Genomic DNA, 16,376 nt, shown 5'->3' with positions numbered 1-16,376 from the left:
CCCCCGGACTGCCAGCGAAGGAGGAGAGCGCGACCGATGAACGATCGAGAGGCGTCCGCCGGATCCCGGCCCGCAACCGGGCTCGCCCGGGAACTCGGGCTCATGGGGCTGGTGGCGACCGGCATCTGTGCGATGCTCGGCGCCGCCATCAACGTGATGCCCTTCATGATCCAGCGCAGCGTGCCCGGGATCGGGCCCTGGGTGCTGCCCGCGTACCTCTTCGCGGCCGTGCCCGCGGTCCTGGCCGCGCTGGCCTACGCCAGCCTGGGCTCGGCGATGCCGCGGGCCGGGGGCAGCTACATCTATGCGAGCCGGGGCTTGAGTCCGTACTGGGGCTTCGTGGCCAGCTTCTCGCAGTGGTTCGGGCTGTCCATCGCGATCGGGGTGGTCTCCTACATCCTGATTCCCTTCCTGCGCGACATCGCGGGTGCGCTCGAGTTGGTCGCCCTCGCGGACGCCCTCGACACCGGTGCGGTGCGGGTGGGGCTGGCGCTCGCGTTCCTGTGGACCTTCGTGCTGGTGAACGTGCGCGGGCTCGAGCTCTACGAGCGGACTCTCGTCCCGATGATGTTCCTGATGTTCGCGCTGGGCGCGGTGGTGATCGTGGCCGGGTTCGCCTTCGACCACGGGGACTTCGCAGCCGCGCTCTCGGCGTCGGAGGGCCGGTCCGTCCCGGAGGTGGCCGCGCCGGCGCTCGAACCTCGCACCCTGCTGGCGGCATCCGTGTTGCTCTTCGCCACCTTCATCGGCTTCGACTCCATCGCCCAGGCCGGGGGCGAGGCGAAGAACCCGGGGCGCAACCTGCCGCTCGCGATCGGGCTCGCGATCACGATCGTGGGGGGCTTCTACTTCCTGTTCACTGCGGCGGTGTACCACGCGGTTCCCTGGAGCTTCATCGCCGCCGAGGCGCAGGTGCGGGATCTTACCGCGCCCGGACTGCTCGGGTATCTGCTCCCCGCGGGATGGACGGTGGTCATCGTCGGCGGGGCCGCGGTGGCGCTCATCAACGACCTCCCGGCGATGCTGCTGGCGGTCTCGCGCATGATGTTCGCGTGGGCGGAGGACGGCATCTTCCCGAAGAGGGCCGCCGCGGTGCACCCGCGCCGGCGCACACCCCACATCGCCATCATCGCCAGCGGCGTCATGGCCTCGGTAGGGATCGTAGGAAGTCATCTCGCGGGCGACTTCTTCCTGGGTATCGACATCCTCGTCATCTCAATGCTGGTGAACTTCGGACTGATGTGCCTGGCGTTGCTCACGCTGCCGCGGCGCAACCCCGACCTGGCGGCGCGCGTGTCCGTGCTCACCGGGCGCACCGCGCGGACTCTGGTGGGCGGCGCGGGCGTGGTCGTGCTGGGGACCTTCCTGGTGGTCCAGGTGATGCGGGACCTCACCAGTGAAGTTGCGGCGTGGTACTTCCATCCCACGTGGGTGTGGCTGCTGGTGATGGCCGTCGCCTCCGGCGTCTACTGGCGCGAGATGGCCGCGCTCAGGACCTCCGGCGCGGATGTGGAGCGCATCTTCCGCGAACTCCCGCCTGAATGAGCGTAGAACGCCGGCTGCTGGCTCCGGGACTGCGCGTGTCCCGCGTGCTGAACGGGCTCTGGCAGGTCGCGGACGCGGAACGCGGCGGAACCGAACTCGACCCGAAGGCGGCGGCGCGCGCGCTGGAGGCCCATGTGGAGGCGGGGTTCGACACCTTCGACGCCGCGGATCACTACGGCTCCGCCGAGATCATCGCGGGGACCCTGGCCCGGCGCCGTGAGGGGGTGCGCGTGCTCACCAAGTGGGTGCCGTCCCCGGGCGCGTCGTCGCGGGCCGAGGTGGAGGCGGCGGTCGACCGCGCGCTCCGGAGGATCGGCGTGGAGCGCATCGATCTGCTCCAGTTCCACGCCTGGAACTACGCCGACCCGAGCTGGCTGGACTGCCTGTTCCACCTGACCGACCTGAAGGCCGACGGACAGATCCTGCACCTGGGGGTGACCAACCTGGATGCGGTGCATCTGGACATGGCGCTCCACAGCGGCATCCCCATCGTCTGCAACCAGGTGTGCTACTCGCTGCTGGACCGGCGCCCGGCCACCGCCATGGCCGAGGTGTGCCGGACCCACGGCGTGCAGTTGCTGGCCTACGGGACCCTCGCCGGGGGGCTGCTGAGCGACCGCTGGCTGGGCCGTCCGGCGCCTCCGATCGACGACGCGCTCACCTGGTCGCAGATGAAGTACCGCCGCTTCGTGGACCAGGCGGGGGGGTGGGACCGCTTTCAGGAGGTGCTGCGGGCGGCGCGGCGGGTCGCGGACCGGCTGGGCGTGTCGGTGGCCAACGTGGCCGGACGCTACGTGCTCGAGCAGCCCGGGGTGGCCGGGGTGATCGTGGGTGCGCGGCCGGGCGGGCGGAGCTACCTCGAAGACAACCTGCGGCTCTTCGACTTCTCGCTGGACGGCGATGCGCTCGCCGAGCTGGATGGGGCGGCTGCGCGCCTGGATCCCATCCCGGGGGACTGCGGTGACGAGTACCGGCGCCCGCCCTACCTGACCGCGGCGGGCGATCTGCGCCACCACGTCACCCGCTTCCCTTCACCATATCCGGTGCGACACCGGAGCGACGGACGCGCGCGGGTCTCGTCCGGGACCATGTGGGAGGACGTGGCCGGCTTCAGCCGCGCCGTGAGGTCCGGCAACCGCATCTGGGTCGCGGGCACCACCGCGACCCACGGCAGCCGCCTCATCGGGGGCGACGACGCCGGCGCCCAGACCCACTTCGCCATCGACAAGGTGGAGGGCGCGCTGAACTCGCTGGGCGCCGGGCTCGCCGACGTCGTGCGCACCCGGCTCTACATCCGGGACGCCGCCGACTGGGAGGCCGTGGCGCGCGCGCACGGACACCGCTTTCGCGAGGTGCTGCCCGCCAACACCCTCATCCGCACGGGGCTGGTCGGCGAGGGCTACCGGGTGGAGATCGAAGCCGAGGCGGAGGTCAGAGCATCTCCAGAATAAAGTCGGGCGTGAAGCGGATCAGGTACGTGCTGAGCACGGTGAACGAGCCGCTGACCAGCATCACGCCGAGGACGATCAGGAGAACGCCCGCCGAGACCTGAAGCGCGGGAAGCAGGTGCCGGAAGCGCTGAAAGCCGCGCAGGAAGGCATCCACTGCGAGCGTGGACAGAAGAAACGGCACCGCGAGCCCCATCGAGTAGACGAAGAGGTATCCCACGCCCGCCCACATGTATTCGGCCGTTGCGGCCAGGGTGAGCGCCGTCCCCAGCATGGGCCCGATGCACGGCGTCCATCCCGCCGCGAAGGCTGCCCCCACGCCCAGGGTTCCCAGGTGGCCGACGGGCTTGTCGTTCAGATGCACGCGCCGTTCCCGGTCCAGCGGGGTCAGCCGCAGCACGCCGGCCAGGTACAGCCCCAGGACGATGATGATCACACCGCCGATGCGCGCGATCCACAGGTCGTAGGCGCGGAAGAACTGGCCCAGGAAGGAGGCCGACGCGCCCATCAGGACGAAGATCAGCGTGAACCCGGAGACGAACAGGAGCGAATGGATCACCGCGGCGCGCCGGTCCACGCCTGCCTGCAGGTCCTCCAGGCTCATGCCCGTGATGAACGAGAGGTAGCCGGGCACCAGAGGAAGCACGCAGGGGGAGAGGAAGGAAATCGTTCCCGCCAGGAAGACGCCCGCCAAGGGTATCGAATCGGTCACGGATTGCTTTTCCGGGGCTGGGGACGAGCTGCGGATGTCGGTGGAGGCCGGATGTCCGTCTGCGCGGTTTCCTCGGATGCCGGGCCCGAGCGGGCGCGTCTGGCCTCCGCCCAGGCGCGGGCACCGGCCGTGACCCCCAGCCACCCCAGAATGGCCGCGAAGGTCCAGGCCACGGTTCGGGGGAAGAAGGCGGACAGCAGCGCGAGCCCGATGAGTATGCCGGCCGTGGTGCCCAGCACGGTGCGCGCCTCCCGCTCCAGCAGGCGGCGGCCGGCGATGGCGTCGCCCAGGGTCGAGCCCGCGCGCACCAGGTCGCTGATGCGCCAGCCACCGCGGTCGGGGGACTGGCGCCAGTGCTCCAGCCGCTCAAGGAGGCGCTCCGGAGGCTCGATGGGGCGCTGCTCGGGCTCCCTGGCGGGAGGTCGCGCCGCACGTCCGTGCCGTCCGGAGGGCAGGACGATCTCGATCGACGAGGCCAAGTCGGCCAGGAAGAGGCCTTCCAGCTGCCGGGCCAGCTTGCGGTCGAGCACGCCGATGTCGATCTCCCAGTTGCCGAGCAGGCTGGCCGCGTTGAGGTTGCTCGATCCGATGCGGCTCCAGACCCCGTCGGCGACCGCCGTCTTGGCGTGAATCATCGGCCCCTGCCACTCGAACAGCCGCACGCCCGCCTTCAGGAGATCCCGGTATCCCCCCCGCGCCAGGCTTCCTACCAGAGGCCAGTTGTTGTGGGCGGGCACCAGGATGCGCACATCCACTCCGTCCCGGGCGGCGGCGGCCAGCGCTTCGGCGACCGGGCGAGGCGCGATGAAGTAGGGATCGGTGATCCAGAGTCGCCGGCGCACGCTGGCGGCGGCCAACTGGGTCACCCGGTAGACCCGGGCCCTCCAGGGTCTGCCCTCGATGACCCAGACCGGGGTCTGGCCCGCCGCCTCCGGCACGACCTCGTCCAGCAGTTCCGCGGGCACGGGGTCGCCGATCTCGTCCCACAGCCGTCCGAACGCGCGCGCCGCCGCCAGCGCCGCCGGACCCCGCAGTTCGGCGCCGGTGTCGCGCCAGGGCGCGCGATCCTCGGTGCCCGCCCACTCGTCGCCGATGCAGAACCCCCCGACGAAAGCCACTTCGCCGTCTACGCACACCAGCTTGCGGTGGTCGCGCTGAAGCACGCCGAAGGGATCGCGCAGGGCGGGCCGGTTGAAGGCGCGCACCTGGACGCCCTTCTCGCGGAACGGCTTCCAGTAGCGGGCGGGCGTCGCCCAGCATCCCACCCAGTCGTAGAGGACCCGTACCTCCACGCCCTGCTCCGCCTTGGCCACCAGGATATCGCGGAAGGCGCGGCCGGTCCTGTCGTCGCGAACGACATAGTTCTCGAAATGGACGAAACGGCGGGCGCTCTCGATGGCGTCGATCCAGCTCTCGAAGGTATGCGGTCCATCGAAGTTCAGCCGGATTTCGTTGTCGTCGATGCGCGGGGCGCCCGCGGAGCGATCCATGGCCTTCGCCAGAACGTCGTAGGGCGTGACTTCCAGGCCGAAGGACAGAGTGGATGTCCGCTGTGGTGCGCGCGCGAGGCCGAGGTCTGCGGGGCCGGCCGGGGCGCGCGGCCGGTCCGAGGGCTGAACGGCGCCCGGCGTGTCTACCGGCTGGGGGCGGGCGGAAGCGCTCACGATGCGCCGTCCGCGGTCGCGTACGCGATCAGCTTGTAGACCAGTCGGGCGACCAGAAAGTCCGGCGCCCGCAGGCCCGGAATGGGCGCCAGCTCCACCACGTCGGCGGCCACCACCCGGCGCTCGGCGAAGACCCGGCGCAGGAATCGCAGCGTCGGGTACCATGCGCCGCCTCCCGGCTCGGGCGCTCCAGTGCTCGGAACCAGCGACGGGTCGAAGTAGTCGATGTCGAAGGTGAGGTACACCAGCGGCCCGAGCGCGTCCAGGGCGCGGTCCATCCAGGCTTCGTCCCGCTCCATCTCGTCCGCGAAGATGAACGTGACGCCGGGCTCGCGGCGCGCCGCCTCCACCTCCTCGAGGCTGACCCCGCGCAGTCCGACCGCGACGATGTCGGCCCGGTCCACGACCCGGGTCATCGCGCACGCGTGCGAGAAGGGAGAGCCGTCGTGTGAGGCGCGCAGATCGGCGTGGGCGTCGAGCTGAAGCACGGAGAGGCGTTCCGGATGCCGCGCCGCAGCCGCGCGGATGGCCGCGGAGGAGATGGAATGCTCGCCGCCCAGCATCGTCAGGAAGCGGCCGTCGGCTGCATCGTAAACGGCTCCCCAGGCTTCCTCCAGCTCCGCCAGGGCGGCGGCGGGCCCGTCGCGGGTAAGCTCCAGGGCGGGCAGCGTGTGGATGCCGGCACGGCACGGCACGGCATCCAGCTCGTTGTCGTAGAGTTCGACGTACTGGGACGCATCCAGGATGGCGCGCGGCCCGTAGCGGGTTCCCGTGCCCCACGAGGTCGTGGCCTCGTAGGGGACGGGAAGGATGAGAGAGCGCGCGGACGCGAAGGCGCTGGTCGCCTCGTCGAGGCCGAGAAACGTGCGCGGAAGCCCCCAGCTCAGTCCCGTCAAGGCTGCCGGAAGGGACCCGGTCGCCGCTTCGTCGACGACCGTGCCCCGGCCCGTGCCCGGCGACCTCAGATTCGGCATCGTACGGTGCCCGTTCAGATGGTCTCGATGGGGCAGGTCAGCCCTTCATCGTCGAGCCTCGCTCCCGACTGCCGGCAATCGGCGCACAGGCCGTAGATCTCGAGCTTGTGGCGGGAGGGCCGAAAGCCGTGCTCGCGCGCCACCCGCGCCTCCAGCCGCACGATCTCGCGCGAGTGGAACTCGGTGACCTTGCCGCACGACAGGCAGATGAGATGCTCGTGCACCGGCTGGCGCGACAGGCGATGTTCGTAGCGCTTGAAGCCTTCCCCGAAGTCGTGCTCGTCGACCAGCTTGGAGCGCACCAACAGATCGAGCGTGCGATAGATGGTGGCCTTGCCGATGCGCTCGCCCCGAGCGCGCAGACAGCCTTCGATCTCCTCCACCGAGAGGTGCTCGTCGGAACCGAACACCACGTCGGCGACGGACGCGCGCTGCTGGGTCATTGGGAAACCCTGGTCGCGCAGATAACGGCCAAACAGGCGAACGAAGGGGTGGGCTGCCGTCGTCTTCATAATCCTTGGACCCTGACGCGCTCCTCAAGTTCAGCCACAAGACCGTCCAGCGCCGCAGCGTCGCCCCCGATAACGATCTCGCGCGGATCTCCGAGCTGGAGCGATTCGCGCCGGACGACCCCGGCCATCACGCGCGCAAGCGAATCCACGGGAGCCAGGCCCTGCTCGACGAACTCGGGGTCCACGCCGAGGTCGAGGCCACGCCTCCTGGCCTGGTAGGCGGCCGTGAACAATCGGCGACGCTCCTCTCCAGCAAAGCAACTTATCGCAACCAGCCCGCGCTCGCGCCGCCCCCGGGTCATCGGGGGGAAGATCCAGAGACGATCGATGGAGTCCGCGCCGAGGCGGCTGCGCACCAGGGCGAGGGTCGTGGCCAGCCCTTCGGGGACCCCCGGGTCGCTCATTCCCGCACCAGGGCGCGGGCGGCGTTCACGACGTCGGCGCGCACTTCCTCCAGGGGGCGTGACACCAGCGCCCCTGCCGCCTTGGCGTGGCCGCCACCCCCGAAGCTGCGGGCGATCCCGTCCACGTCGACCGCCCCGTTGGAACGGAACGACACCTTGGTCGCGCCGTCGTTCGTAGTGCGGAACAACATCGCGACCTCCACCCCCTTGATGGCCCGGGGATAGTTCACGAGCCCCTCCAGGTCGTCGCCTGTGGCCTTCAGGTCACGATAGGCCTGGTCGGGCACCGTGATCCAGGACAGGCCGTCCTCGGCCCGCAACTCTCCCAGGCACTCCCGCAGCAGCTTGAGCCGCCGCACGTCCATCGACTCGAAGAGCTGCCGGTGGATCCCGACCACATCGACGCCCCGCTGCACCAGTTCGGCCGCCAGCAGATGGGTGTCGGGGGTGACGTTGCTGTAGGCGAAGGACCCCGTGTCGTCGACGATGGCGGTGTAGAGCGCGTTGTCGATGGCCGGCGTCCAGCGCGCTCCCGCGGCCATCAGGATGTCGTACACCAGTTCCGCGGTTGCGCATGCTCCGGTGTCGACCAGGCGGTCGCCGGGGATGGGGCGGACGGGCGTGGTGTGGTGGTCGATCACCACCGTGGGCCGCCCTTCGACCATCGGCTTCACCCGGCCCAGGCGGCGCAGGTCTCCGGCGTCCACCACCACGACCAGGTCCGCAGCCGCGCACGCCCGCGCGGCGTCGGCGGACCTCGCGGGGAGGTGCCAATCCTGCTCGGGAAGCAGGAATCGGTAGCGCTCCGGAAGCGGCGTCGGCGGCACGAACCAGCCTTCGGCGCCCCGGTCGCGCAACCACGCGAGCAGCGCGACTGCCGATCCGGCTCCGTCGGCATCCGGGTTCATGTGGGTCGTGAGCACGATGCTGTTCGCGCGGGCCAGGCGGGACGCCATTCGCCGGGCCTGTTCCTGCCGATGGGAAGGGGTGTGGTATCGCATGCCGGGTCGGGGAACTGGTCGCTGAAAGCCTGTCAGTCGGCGCGGGCGCCTGTTGCGGGTCTTCCGGGTCTCGCCACCCGCCTGGCGACCTTGGCGAACGTTGAAGCCAGGTGCACAACGTGCGGAGAGGCGGCCCCGGAGACGCGGGCGGAACCCAGCGCCTCCAGGAAGGCGTCGGGCCGGTTGGGATGGGCCGGGAGCTCCACGCGGGCTCTGCCCACCTCCCACAAGGTGTGGGCGTCCGATCCGGCTCCACCGGGCAGCCTGCGGCGATCCGCCAGATCGGCCGCGGCCTGGTTGAGCGCCGGGTCATGCAGACGGGCGTTGAAGACCTCGATGATGTCGGCGTGGTCGGCCAGCTCTTCCGCGTAGCGCCCCGAGCCGCCCTTGCCGCGGGCGTACGGGTGGGGCAGATACACGAGTCCGCCCTGCTCCCGGACGCGTGCGCACACCTCCCTGGCGGGCGTCCCCCCTGCGATTTCCTCCTCGAGATAGAGACCGATCACATCGATGCCCTCCGCGGTCTTCACCTCTTCGCCGGGGATGATCCGGTCCGGGTAGCGGCGCGCCATCTCGCGCGCGGCCCAGATTCGGTCGTGGTCGGTGATGGCTATGCGATCCAGGCCTCTGGCGAGAGCCTTCTCGAGCACCTTCTCCGGGTCGCTGAGGCAGTCCCAGGACGCGTGCGTGTGCAGGTGCATGTCGATGCGAAGAAGGCCGTTCACCGGCATTGCTAACCGCGCTCCCGGCGAATCCGCGCCCTCAACCGGGCCAGGAGCTCCAGCGCGCGCAACTCGAGGTCGGCCGGGGTGCCGTCGTTGGGGATCACGTGATCCGCCATCGCGCCTGTCTCGGCCGCGTCCGCCTGGGTGCTCATGATTCTGGCCGCCTCCTCCGCGTCGAGGCCCCGCAGGCGCCCAAGGCGTTCGAGGCGAACGGCCCGCGGCGCGGCGACTACGATAGCAACGTCCACCCCACGAGCATAGCCGGTCTCGAAGAGCAGCGGGATTTCGGCCGCGACCAGTTCCACCCCCTGGCGCCGCTGCTCGCGCAGCCATCCTTCATGCGACTCCCGAATGCGGGGATGCAGGATCGATTCCAGCTTGCGCCGGGCATCTTCGTCGCGGAACACCCGGTCGCGCAGCCGGGCCCGGTCCAGTTGTCCGTCCGGCCCCAGCACCTCCTCTCCGAAGACGCGCACGACTTCCCGCAGCCCGTCCGTCCCCGCCTCCACCACCTCGCGCGCGAGATCGTCCGCGCTGATCACCGGCACGCCCGCCCGCGCCCAGGCCCTCAACACGGTCGACTTGCCGGATGCGATGTTTCCGGTGACCGCGACGCTCAGCACGGGCGCCCTTCGGGTCGGCGTAACCCCCGGCAGCGACTCGGGACGATGGTCGGGTGTGGCCAGGCGCGAGCATCCGCGCACGCGCAGCGCGACGGCAGAAATCCGCTCACCCGGCTTCTCCCCCCAGGGCATCGAACAGGTAGACGATGGCGACGTACTTGGCGACGAGGCCAGCGGCGCTCAGGGCGAGCGCGCGGATCGCGCCGAAGCGCGACATGCCGGCTACCAGGAGCATGTTGGGAGACGAGAGCGGAAACAGGTTGAAGGTGAGAATCGCCCAGCCGCCCCACCGGGCGATGAGGCCGCTGAACTTCGCGTAGCGCTTGCGTCCCAGGAGATCCTCCAGGATCCCGGTCCCGACGGCGCGGCCGATGCCGTAGTCGATGGCCTGGGCCGCCAGCGCGGTCGTGACTGCCAGCAGGACGAGCACGCCGCCCGGGTGTCCCTCCGTCTGATAGTAGGGGACGAGCGCCTCGACCGGCATCAGCAGGAAGAAGAGATACCCGGCGAAGTGCACGGCGGCGAAGGAGCCGAGCCCGGGGGTGCGGCCGGCGTAGATGGCCCGTCCGACCGTGGAGGAAACCAGCGCCACCGCGATCAGCACGGTGACCACGGCGATCAGGATGCGCGCGCGTTTGCTCACGGCGCCCGCCAGGCCGGCCCGCCTGCCTTCACCGGCCTCGCCGCATGCGCGCCGCCCAGCGCAGGAACCGCTCGGCCTCGTCCGCCGGGGGACGGGCCCCGGGATCGCCGTAGGCCGTATCCAGCCTCCAGCGCAGGAACGAAGCCGAGGGAAGCGGAAGAAACGGGGGCTTCCGGTACCAGCCGCGGCGCCGAAAGGCCCAACCCGCTCCCAGAAGCGCGGGAATCACGGAGGGGCGGCGCAGCGCCAGCATGACGAAACTCCGGTAGATCCCCAAGGCGTATCGCTTCTCCGCGGGCGGGTTGGTCGGCGCACGACTCCAATCTAGTCGATCGCCGCGCCGCTGTGACGACAGACCGCAGATGGCGGAGGGAGCCGGACGCGCACCGGCGTTTCAGCCGGTGAGCTCGGGCCGATCCCTGAAATGCTCCAGCGCCTCCGGGTTCGCCAGCGCCTGGCGATTGCGGACCGCCTCGCCGTGGACCACGGCTCTGACGGCCAGCTCCACGATCTTTCCGCTCCGGGTGCGCGGAATGTCGGGCACCTCCAGGATCACCGCCGGGACGTGGCGCGGGCTTGCGCGCTTGCGCAGCCGGGCTCGCATCCGGTCGCGAAGACCCTCGTCGAGCGCGTGCCCCGCGCGCAGGCGAACGAAGAGGACCATGCGCGTGCCCTCCGCGCGGCGCTGGCCGATGGCGATGGCCTCGCGCACCTCGGGCAAGGCCTCCACGACCCGGTACACCTCCGCGGTCCCGATGCGCACGCCGGCAACGATCAGGGTCGCATCGGAGCGGCCGTGAATCACGTATCCGCCGCTCGCGGTCCTCTCGATGAAGTCGCCGTGGTGCCAGACGCCGGGGAAGCGCCGGAAGTAGGTGTCGCGGTAGCGCTCGCCGCCTTCGTCGCCCCAGAAGCCCAGGGGCATGGAGGGGAAGGGCCGGGTGCACACCAGTTCCCCCTTGCCCCGGTCCAGCGGACGGCCGCCGTCGTCGTACACCTCCACGGCCATCCCCATCGCGGGCCCCTGGATTTCCCCGGCGAAGACGGGACGGGTCGGCAGCCCGCCGACGAAGCAGGCGCACAGGTCCGTCCCGCCCGACACCGAAGCCAGGTGTACGTCGGGCTTGACGTGCTCGTGGATGTACCGAAAGCCAGCCGCATCCAGGGGCGAGCCGGTGGACAGCACGGTGCGAAGCGAGTCCAGCCCGTGACTCGCGCGGGGGCGCGCCGCTGCGGTGCGCAGCGTGGTGATGAAGCGCGCGGAGGTCCCGAAGTGCGTCATCCGCGACCAGTCGGCGAAATCGAAGAGGACGCCGTGGCCGGGAAACGAAGGCGAACCGTCGTACAGGAGCACCGTCGCGCGCGATCCCAGGATGGAGACGAGCCAGTTCCACATCATCCATCCCAGGGTCGTGAAGTAGAACACCCGGTCGCCCGCCTTCACGTCGGCGTGCAGGCGCTGCTCCTTCAGGTGCTGCAGCAGCACCCCGCCGGCGCTGTGGACGATGCACTTGGGCGGCCCCGTGGTCCCCGAGGAGAACAGGATGTAGAGCGGGTGCTCGAAGGGGAGCCGCGCGAAGGGGATCTCGCGAGGCTCGAAGGGCGCGATGAAGGCCGGGAAATCGATGGCGCCGGGGAGATCGGGGAGCGGACCGAGGTCCGGACGCGTCGCCCCATTCGCGCGGCGGGCTCGCACGACCACCACGCGCTCCACCGATGGAAGCTTGGCCGTGACTTCCGCGAGCCTGTCCAGGGTGGAATGCCACTTTCCCCCATACCGGTAGCCGTCGACCCCGATCAGTAGGCGTGGCGCGATCTGGCCGAAGCGGTCCACCACGCCGTCCACTCCGAAGTCGGGGGATGCGCTGGCGGTGATCGCCCCCAGGCTCGCCGCCGCGAGCACCGCCGCAATCGCCTCCGGCACGTTGGGGAGCAGCAGCGCCACCCGGTCGCCTCGGCGGACGCCGGCGGCCTCCATCCCCTGGACCACGCGCGACACCAGATCCCGGAGTTCCCCCCAGGAAAGGGTCGGCCCCGGCCCGGCTTCCGAGTACGCGATGACGGCGGGGGCGGCATCGGCGCGCTGAAGCAGGTTCTCGGCGAAGTTGAGCCGCGCGCCGGGAAAATACCGGGCGTCCATCGGCCCCGGTCCCGTCTCCAGAATCGCATCGCCCTTGTCGCCCACCACCCCGCTCCAGTCCCAGAACGCGTCCCAGAAGGCCGCCTGGTCCGCGAGCGACCATCGCCACAGAGCCTCGTAGCCCGCGCCGGGATCGTGTCCTCGCCGGATCAGGAACGCGCGGAAGTCGGTGAGGTTCGCCGCCTCGCGCCGCTCCCGCGTCGGTTGCCAGATGGGAGAGGTCATCGTCGAAGTGAAGGCTGGGTATCCGGGTGAGGGAAGCGGGCGTGCGGCGTGGTTGTCCGGAGGGAGGCGTTGCCGGATATCTTAGGTTCTGATGATGGCAAGCGGGATTCGGAGGACCGCAATGCGCAATCGCGTAAACGCGACAACAAGAACATGTACAGGATGGAATGCAAAATGACGGTCACCCCTGAACGCTGGAGCCGGTGGCCCGGCTTTCGCGCCCTGACGGCGCTGCTCGTGGTGCCTTCGGCAGCGTGTACCGCCTCTTCTGTGCCACAGGCGGATGAGCGGCTTCTGATCGACGGTGGCACGGTGGTGGTCATGGACGATGCCGGAACCGTGCTCGAGGGCGGCGCGGTGCTCGTGGAGGGAGAACGCATCGCCGGCCTGCTGGCCCCGGGCGATCCCCGACCCTCCGATGTGGCCGTGCTCGACGCAACCGGACACCTCGTGATCCCGGGGCTGGTGAACACGCATGGGCACGCGGCGATGTCGCTCCTCAGGGGACTCGCCGACGACCTGCCGCTGATGACCTGGCTGGAAGAGCACATCTTCCCGGCGGAAGCGGCCCTCGTGAGCCCCGACTTCGTGTACTGGGGCACGCTGCTCTCGTGCATCGAGATGCTCAGGAGCGGGACGACCACCTTCGCGGACATGTACTACTTCCGGGACGACGGGGCGAGGGCCACCATCGACGCCGGCATCCGCGCCGTGCTCGGGCCGAGCGTGATCGGCTTCCCCGCCCCGGACTTTCCGTCGCCCGCCGCATCCCTCGCGGACGCCGCCGAGTTCATGGAGCGCTATCGCGACCATCCCACATTGACCCCCGGGGTGGCTGCTCACGCGCTCTATACGACCTCGCTCGAGGACGTGGCGGCCGCGGTGCGGCTGGCCAACAACTACGGCGCTCCCTTTCAGATCCACACCGCCGAGGACGCGGGGGAGTTCGCCACCGTGAGCAGCCTGACCGGCATGGGGGTGGTGGAGGCGCTCGAGTCCATCGGCGCCCTGCGGCCGGGAACGGTGCTCGCCCACTCCATCTATCTCTCCGAGGAGGACATCGGACACATCGCGGCCAGCGGGGCGGGCATCGCCCACAACCCCGAGAGCAACATGAAGCTGGGGATTTCGCGGGCGGCTCCGATCGTGGAGGCGCTGGCCGCGGGGATTCCGGTCGGGATCGGTACCGACGGGCCGGTCAGCAACAACGACCTGGACCTCTTCGACGAGATGGACACCGCCGCCAAGATCCACAAGTTCGCCGCAGCCGATCCCACCGCGCTCCCGGCCGAGACCGTGTTCCGCCTCGCCACCATGGGCGGCGCCCGGGTCCTCGGGCTGCACGACGAGATCGGGTCGCTCGAGCCGGGGAAGCGCGCCGACGTGGTGCTCATCGACACCCGCCGGGCCGGCCTCACCCCGCTCTACAACGTCTACTCGCACCTGGTGTACGCGACCCGCGGGAGCGATGTCGCCACGGTGCTGGTGAACGGACGCGTGGTGGTGCGCGACCGCGAGGTGCTGACGGTGAGTGAGCCGGAAGTGCTGGAGCGCGCGCGCGCCTTCCGGGAGCAGGTTCTGGAGGTGATGCGGCCATGACCGACACGCCACCATCCGCGCGGCCCGATTCCTCCGACCACACGCCGCCGGCTTCCGGCGGGCGCCCGCGCAACCGCCTGGGGCGCGAGACCAGCCCCTACCTGCTGCAGCACGCCGGAAACCCGGTGGAATGGTACCCGTGGGGCGACGAAGCGCTGGCCCGGGCGCGCGACGAGGACCGGCCCATCCTCCTCTCCATTGGCTACTCGGCCTGCCACTGGTGCCACGTGATGGAGCGCGAGTCCTTCGAGGACGACGGGACGGCCGCGCTCATGAACGAGCACTTCGTCAACATCAAGGTCGACCGGGAGGAGCGGCCCGACCTAGACGCGATCTACATGCGCGCGGTTCAGAGCATCACCGGGCAGGGGGGATGGCCGCTCACCGCTTTCCTGACCCCGCAGGGCCTGCCCTACTACGGGGGGACCTACTTCCCGCCGGAGCCCCGCCACGGCATGCCGTCGTTCCGCCAGGTGCTCGAGGCCGCCGGCCGGGCCTACACGGGGCGCAAGGCCGAAGTCCGCGAGGCCGCGAGCCGGATGCGCGGGCTGCTGGAGCGCTCCATGAGCCCTCCGGACGCGGGACGGGCGTCACCCGAAGACCTCGAGGCGCGAACCGGGCTGGCGCGCGCCGCCTGCGGCAACATCGCCCGCGGCTACGACACGATCAACGGAGGCTTCGGGCGGGCGCCCAAGTTCCCTCAGCCCTTGGTGCTGGAACTCATGCTGCGGGTTCACCGCGGTTCGGGGGACGATCAGTTGCTGTCGATGGCGACGCACACGCTGCGCAGGATGGCGCGCGGGGGCATCCACGATCAGCTGGGCGGGGGGTTCCACCGCTACACGGTCGACTCGAGCTGGCTGGTGCCGCACTTCGAGAAGATGCTCTACGACAACGCCCTGCTCGCGAGTGCGTATCTGCAGGCTCATCTGTATACGGGGGACGCCGAATTCCTGGCGGTCACCGAGAAGACGCTGGCGTACATGCTCACCGACCTGCGTTCGCCGGAGGGCGGCTTCTACTCCGCGCGCGACGCGGACTCCGAGGGCGAGGAGGGGCTGTTCTATCTCTGGACGGCGGAGGAGATCGACGACCTGCTCGACCCATCCACGGCGCGCCTGTTCCGGCGCTGCTACGACGTCACCCCGGCCGGCAACTTCGAGGGCCGCAACATCCTTCACATCCCCCACGATCCGGAGTCGGTGGCGCGGGCGGAGGGGCTCGCGCCCGACGAACTCGACACCGTGCTCGCGCGGGCGTCGGCCGTTCTGCTCGAAGCCCGGGCGCTGCGCGAACCGCCCTTCCGCGACGAGAAGATCATCGTGGCCTGGAACGGGTTTGCGATGCGCGTGCTGGCGGAAGCCGGCGCGGCCCTGGGACGGCGCGAATACGTGCGCGCGGCCGAGCAGGCCGGAGAGTTCATCCTCGCCGAACTGCGGCGCGACGGCCGCCTGCTGCGCAGCCACAGGGAACGCCCCTCCCCCGTGGGCGGGTTTCTGGAGGACTACGCGTCGCTTGCGGGGGCCTTCCTGGCGCTGCATGAAGCGACGCTGCGCGCCGTCTGGCTCGATCGCGCCACGGAGCTTGCCGAGGCCCTCGCAGAGGGATTCTTCGACCGCGCGAGCGGCCTGCTCTTCGACACGCACCGGGCCGACCAGGCGCTGGTGGTACGCCCCCGCGACGCCACCGACAACGCCACCCCGGCCGGCAATTCCCTGGCTGCGGAGGTGCTGCTGCGCCTGGGCCGCCTGCTGGACCGCGAGGACTTTCGCATCCTGGCGGCGCGGGTCCTGGCCAGCGAGGCGGCTGCGATAGCGCGCTTCCCCAGCGCGTACGGGAGGCTGCTCACGGTGGCCGACGCCTTCGACCGGCCCGGCGTGGAAGTGGTCATCGAGGGCGACCCCGACGACGACGCCACTCGAGCGCTGCTGCAGGCGGCGCACGGCCGCTACCTGCCCGACCGGCTGGTCACCGGCGACGAGGCGGGCAGGACGCCGCGGGCGCCGTGGCGGCTCGCGGCGGGCGACCGGGGCGACCGGGCGCCGCGCGCCCACGTCTGCCACGAGTACACCTGCCGGAAGCCGGTCTCCGATCCCCACACGCTGGCCGACCAGCTCGACGCCGCGGGAGCGCGCTGACGGAGGTTGCGGGCCGCCGGTGG

General features: G+C 70.6%; 15 protein-coding genes. 4 read left to right on the top strand and 11 right to left on the bottom strand.

Annotated elements, in window-relative coordinates; translation table 11 throughout:
• The first annotated feature begins 36 nt into the window (after window positions 1-36).
• Both OXU32_03250 and OXU32_03245 read left to right on the top strand, forming a co-directional pair.
• Window positions 37-1,545 (top strand): APC family permease, encoded by a 1,509-nt coding sequence (locus OXU32_03250; protein ID MDE0072986.1) that lies wholly within the window; start codon window positions 37-39, stop codon window positions 1,543-1,545.
• Window positions 1,542-2,996: an aldo/keto reductase gene (locus tag OXU32_03245; GenBank protein MDE0072985.1), complete on the top strand. Its 1,455-nt coding sequence runs from the start codon at window positions 1,542-1,544 to the stop codon at window positions 2,994-2,996. The genes OXU32_03250 and OXU32_03245 overlap by 4 nt, the downstream gene beginning before the upstream one ends.
• On the opposite strand, the gene OXU32_03240 is transcribed toward OXU32_03245, so the two are convergent.
• From OXU32_03240 to OXU32_03190, 11 genes are all read right to left on the bottom strand, one after another.
• Complete coding sequence (locus tag OXU32_03240; GenBank protein MDE0072984.1) at window positions 2,977-3,705, bottom strand: cytochrome c biogenesis protein CcdA; 729 nt, start codon at window positions 3,703-3,705, stop codon at window positions 2,977-2,979. The two genes, OXU32_03245 and OXU32_03240, sit on opposite strands and share 20 nt — an antisense overlap.
• Complete coding sequence (locus OXU32_03235; GenBank protein MDE0072983.1) at window positions 3,702-5,369, bottom strand: phospholipase D-like domain-containing protein; 1,668 nt, start codon at window positions 5,367-5,369, stop codon at window positions 3,702-3,704. Before OXU32_03235 ends, OXU32_03240 begins: the two co-directional genes overlap by 4 nt.
• Window positions 5,366-6,343 (bottom strand): agmatinase, encoded by a 978-nt coding sequence (gene speB / locus OXU32_03230; GenBank protein ID MDE0072982.1) that lies wholly within the window; start codon window positions 6,341-6,343, stop codon window positions 5,366-5,368. Before speB ends, OXU32_03235 begins: the two co-directional genes overlap by 4 nt.
• Window positions 6,344-6,357: 14 nt before the next feature.
• Window positions 6,358-6,855 carry a Fur family transcriptional regulator gene (locus OXU32_03225; GenBank protein ID MDE0072981.1) on the bottom strand — a complete coding sequence of 166 codons (498 nt, stop codon included), beginning with the start codon at window positions 6,853-6,855 and terminating at the stop codon, window positions 6,358-6,360.
• Window positions 6,852-7,259 carry a hypothetical protein gene (locus tag OXU32_03220; GenBank protein ID MDE0072980.1) on the bottom strand — a complete coding sequence of 136 codons (408 nt, stop codon included), beginning with the start codon at window positions 7,257-7,259 and terminating at the stop codon, window positions 6,852-6,854. The genes OXU32_03225 and OXU32_03220 overlap by 4 nt, the downstream gene beginning before the upstream one ends.
• Window positions 7,256-8,215, bottom strand: coding sequence for a bifunctional oligoribonuclease/PAP phosphatase NrnA (locus OXU32_03215; protein ID MDE0072979.1), 960 nt, complete (start codon window positions 8,213-8,215; stop codon window positions 7,256-7,258). Before OXU32_03215 ends, OXU32_03220 begins: the two co-directional genes overlap by 4 nt.
• Before the next feature lie 77 nt (window positions 8,216-8,292).
• Entirely contained in the window at window positions 8,293-8,985 is a 693-nt protein-coding gene (locus OXU32_03210) for a PHP domain-containing protein (protein ID MDE0072978.1), read from the bottom strand.
• 8 nt (window positions 8,986-8,993) lie between these two features.
• Entirely contained in the window at window positions 8,994-9,608 is a 615-nt protein-coding gene (gene coaE, locus OXU32_03205) for a dephospho-CoA kinase (protein ID MDE0072977.1), read from the bottom strand.
• Window positions 9,609-9,714: 106 nt separating this feature from the next.
• Window positions 9,715-10,251, bottom strand: coding sequence for a hypothetical protein (locus OXU32_03200; GenBank protein MDE0072976.1), 537 nt, complete (start codon window positions 10,249-10,251; stop codon window positions 9,715-9,717).
• Window positions 10,252-10,279: 28 nt separating this feature from the next.
• Window positions 10,280-10,504 carry a hypothetical protein gene (locus tag OXU32_03195; GenBank protein MDE0072975.1) on the bottom strand — a complete coding sequence of 75 codons (225 nt, stop codon included), beginning with the start codon at window positions 10,502-10,504 and terminating at the stop codon, window positions 10,280-10,282.
• A gap of 141 nt (window positions 10,505-10,645) precedes the next feature.
• Window positions 10,646-12,616 (bottom strand): acetoacetate--CoA ligase, encoded by a 1,971-nt coding sequence (locus tag OXU32_03190; protein ID MDE0072974.1) that lies wholly within the window; start codon window positions 12,614-12,616, stop codon window positions 10,646-10,648.
• 174 nt (window positions 12,617-12,790) lie between these two features.
• On the opposite strand from OXU32_03190, the gene OXU32_03185 reads away from it, so the two are divergent.
• Window positions 12,791-14,215, top strand: a complete 1,425-nt coding sequence (locus OXU32_03185; protein MDE0072973.1) for an amidohydrolase — start codon at window positions 12,791-12,793, stop codon at window positions 14,213-14,215.
• Window positions 14,212-16,353, top strand: coding sequence for a thioredoxin domain-containing protein (locus OXU32_03180; GenBank protein ID MDE0072972.1), 2,142 nt, complete (start codon window positions 14,212-14,214; stop codon window positions 16,351-16,353). The genes OXU32_03185 and OXU32_03180 overlap by 4 nt, the downstream gene beginning before the upstream one ends.
• The last annotated feature ends 23 nt before the right edge of the window (window positions 16,354-16,376 follow it).

The sequence above is a fragment of the Gammaproteobacteria bacterium genome, assembly GCA_028819075.1.
In the GTDB taxonomy this organism is placed as follows: Bacteria; Gemmatimonadota; Gemmatimonadetes; order Longimicrobiales; family Gaopeijiaceae; genus BD2-11.
The sequence above is the reverse complement of the archived record's forward strand: the minus strand, read 5'-3'. Positions and strand labels throughout refer to the sequence as shown.

What these genes read in the sequence shown, in the direction of transcription:
- OXU32_03185 (MDE0072973.1), top strand. Translation starts at nt 12,791, where the DNA reads ATGACGGTCACCCCTGAACGCTGGAGCCGGTGGCCCGGCTTTCGCGCC.
- OXU32_03225 (MDE0072981.1), bottom strand. Translation starts at nt 6,855, where the DNA reads ATGAAGACGACGGCAGCCCACCCCTTCGTTCGCCTGTTTGGCCGTTAT.
- speB (MDE0072982.1), bottom strand. Translation starts at nt 6,343, where the DNA reads ATGCCGAATCTGAGGTCGCCGGGCACGGGCCGGGGCACGGTCGTCGAC.
- OXU32_03245 (MDE0072985.1), top strand. Translation starts at nt 1,542, where the DNA reads ATGAGCGTAGAACGCCGGCTGCTGGCTCCGGGACTGCGCGTGTCCCGC.
- OXU32_03195 (MDE0072975.1), bottom strand. Translation starts at nt 10,504, where the DNA reads ATGCTGGCGCTGCGCCGCCCCTCCGTGATTCCCGCGCTTCTGGGAGCG.
- OXU32_03250 (MDE0072986.1), top strand. Translation starts at nt 37, where the DNA reads ATGAACGATCGAGAGGCGTCCGCCGGATCCCGGCCCGCAACCGGGCTC.
- OXU32_03180 (MDE0072972.1), top strand. Translation starts at nt 14,212, where the DNA reads ATGACCGACACGCCACCATCCGCGCGGCCCGATTCCTCCGACCACACG.
- OXU32_03190 (MDE0072974.1), bottom strand. Translation starts at nt 12,616, where the DNA reads ATGACCTCTCCCATCTGGCAACCGACGCGGGAGCGGCGCGAGGCGGCG.
- OXU32_03215 (MDE0072979.1), bottom strand. Translation starts at nt 8,215, where the DNA reads ATGGCGTCCCGCCTGGCCCGCGCGAACAGCATCGTGCTCACGACCCAC.
- OXU32_03220 (MDE0072980.1), bottom strand. Translation starts at nt 7,259, where the DNA reads ATGAGCGACCCGGGGGTCCCCGAAGGGCTGGCCACGACCCTCGCCCTG.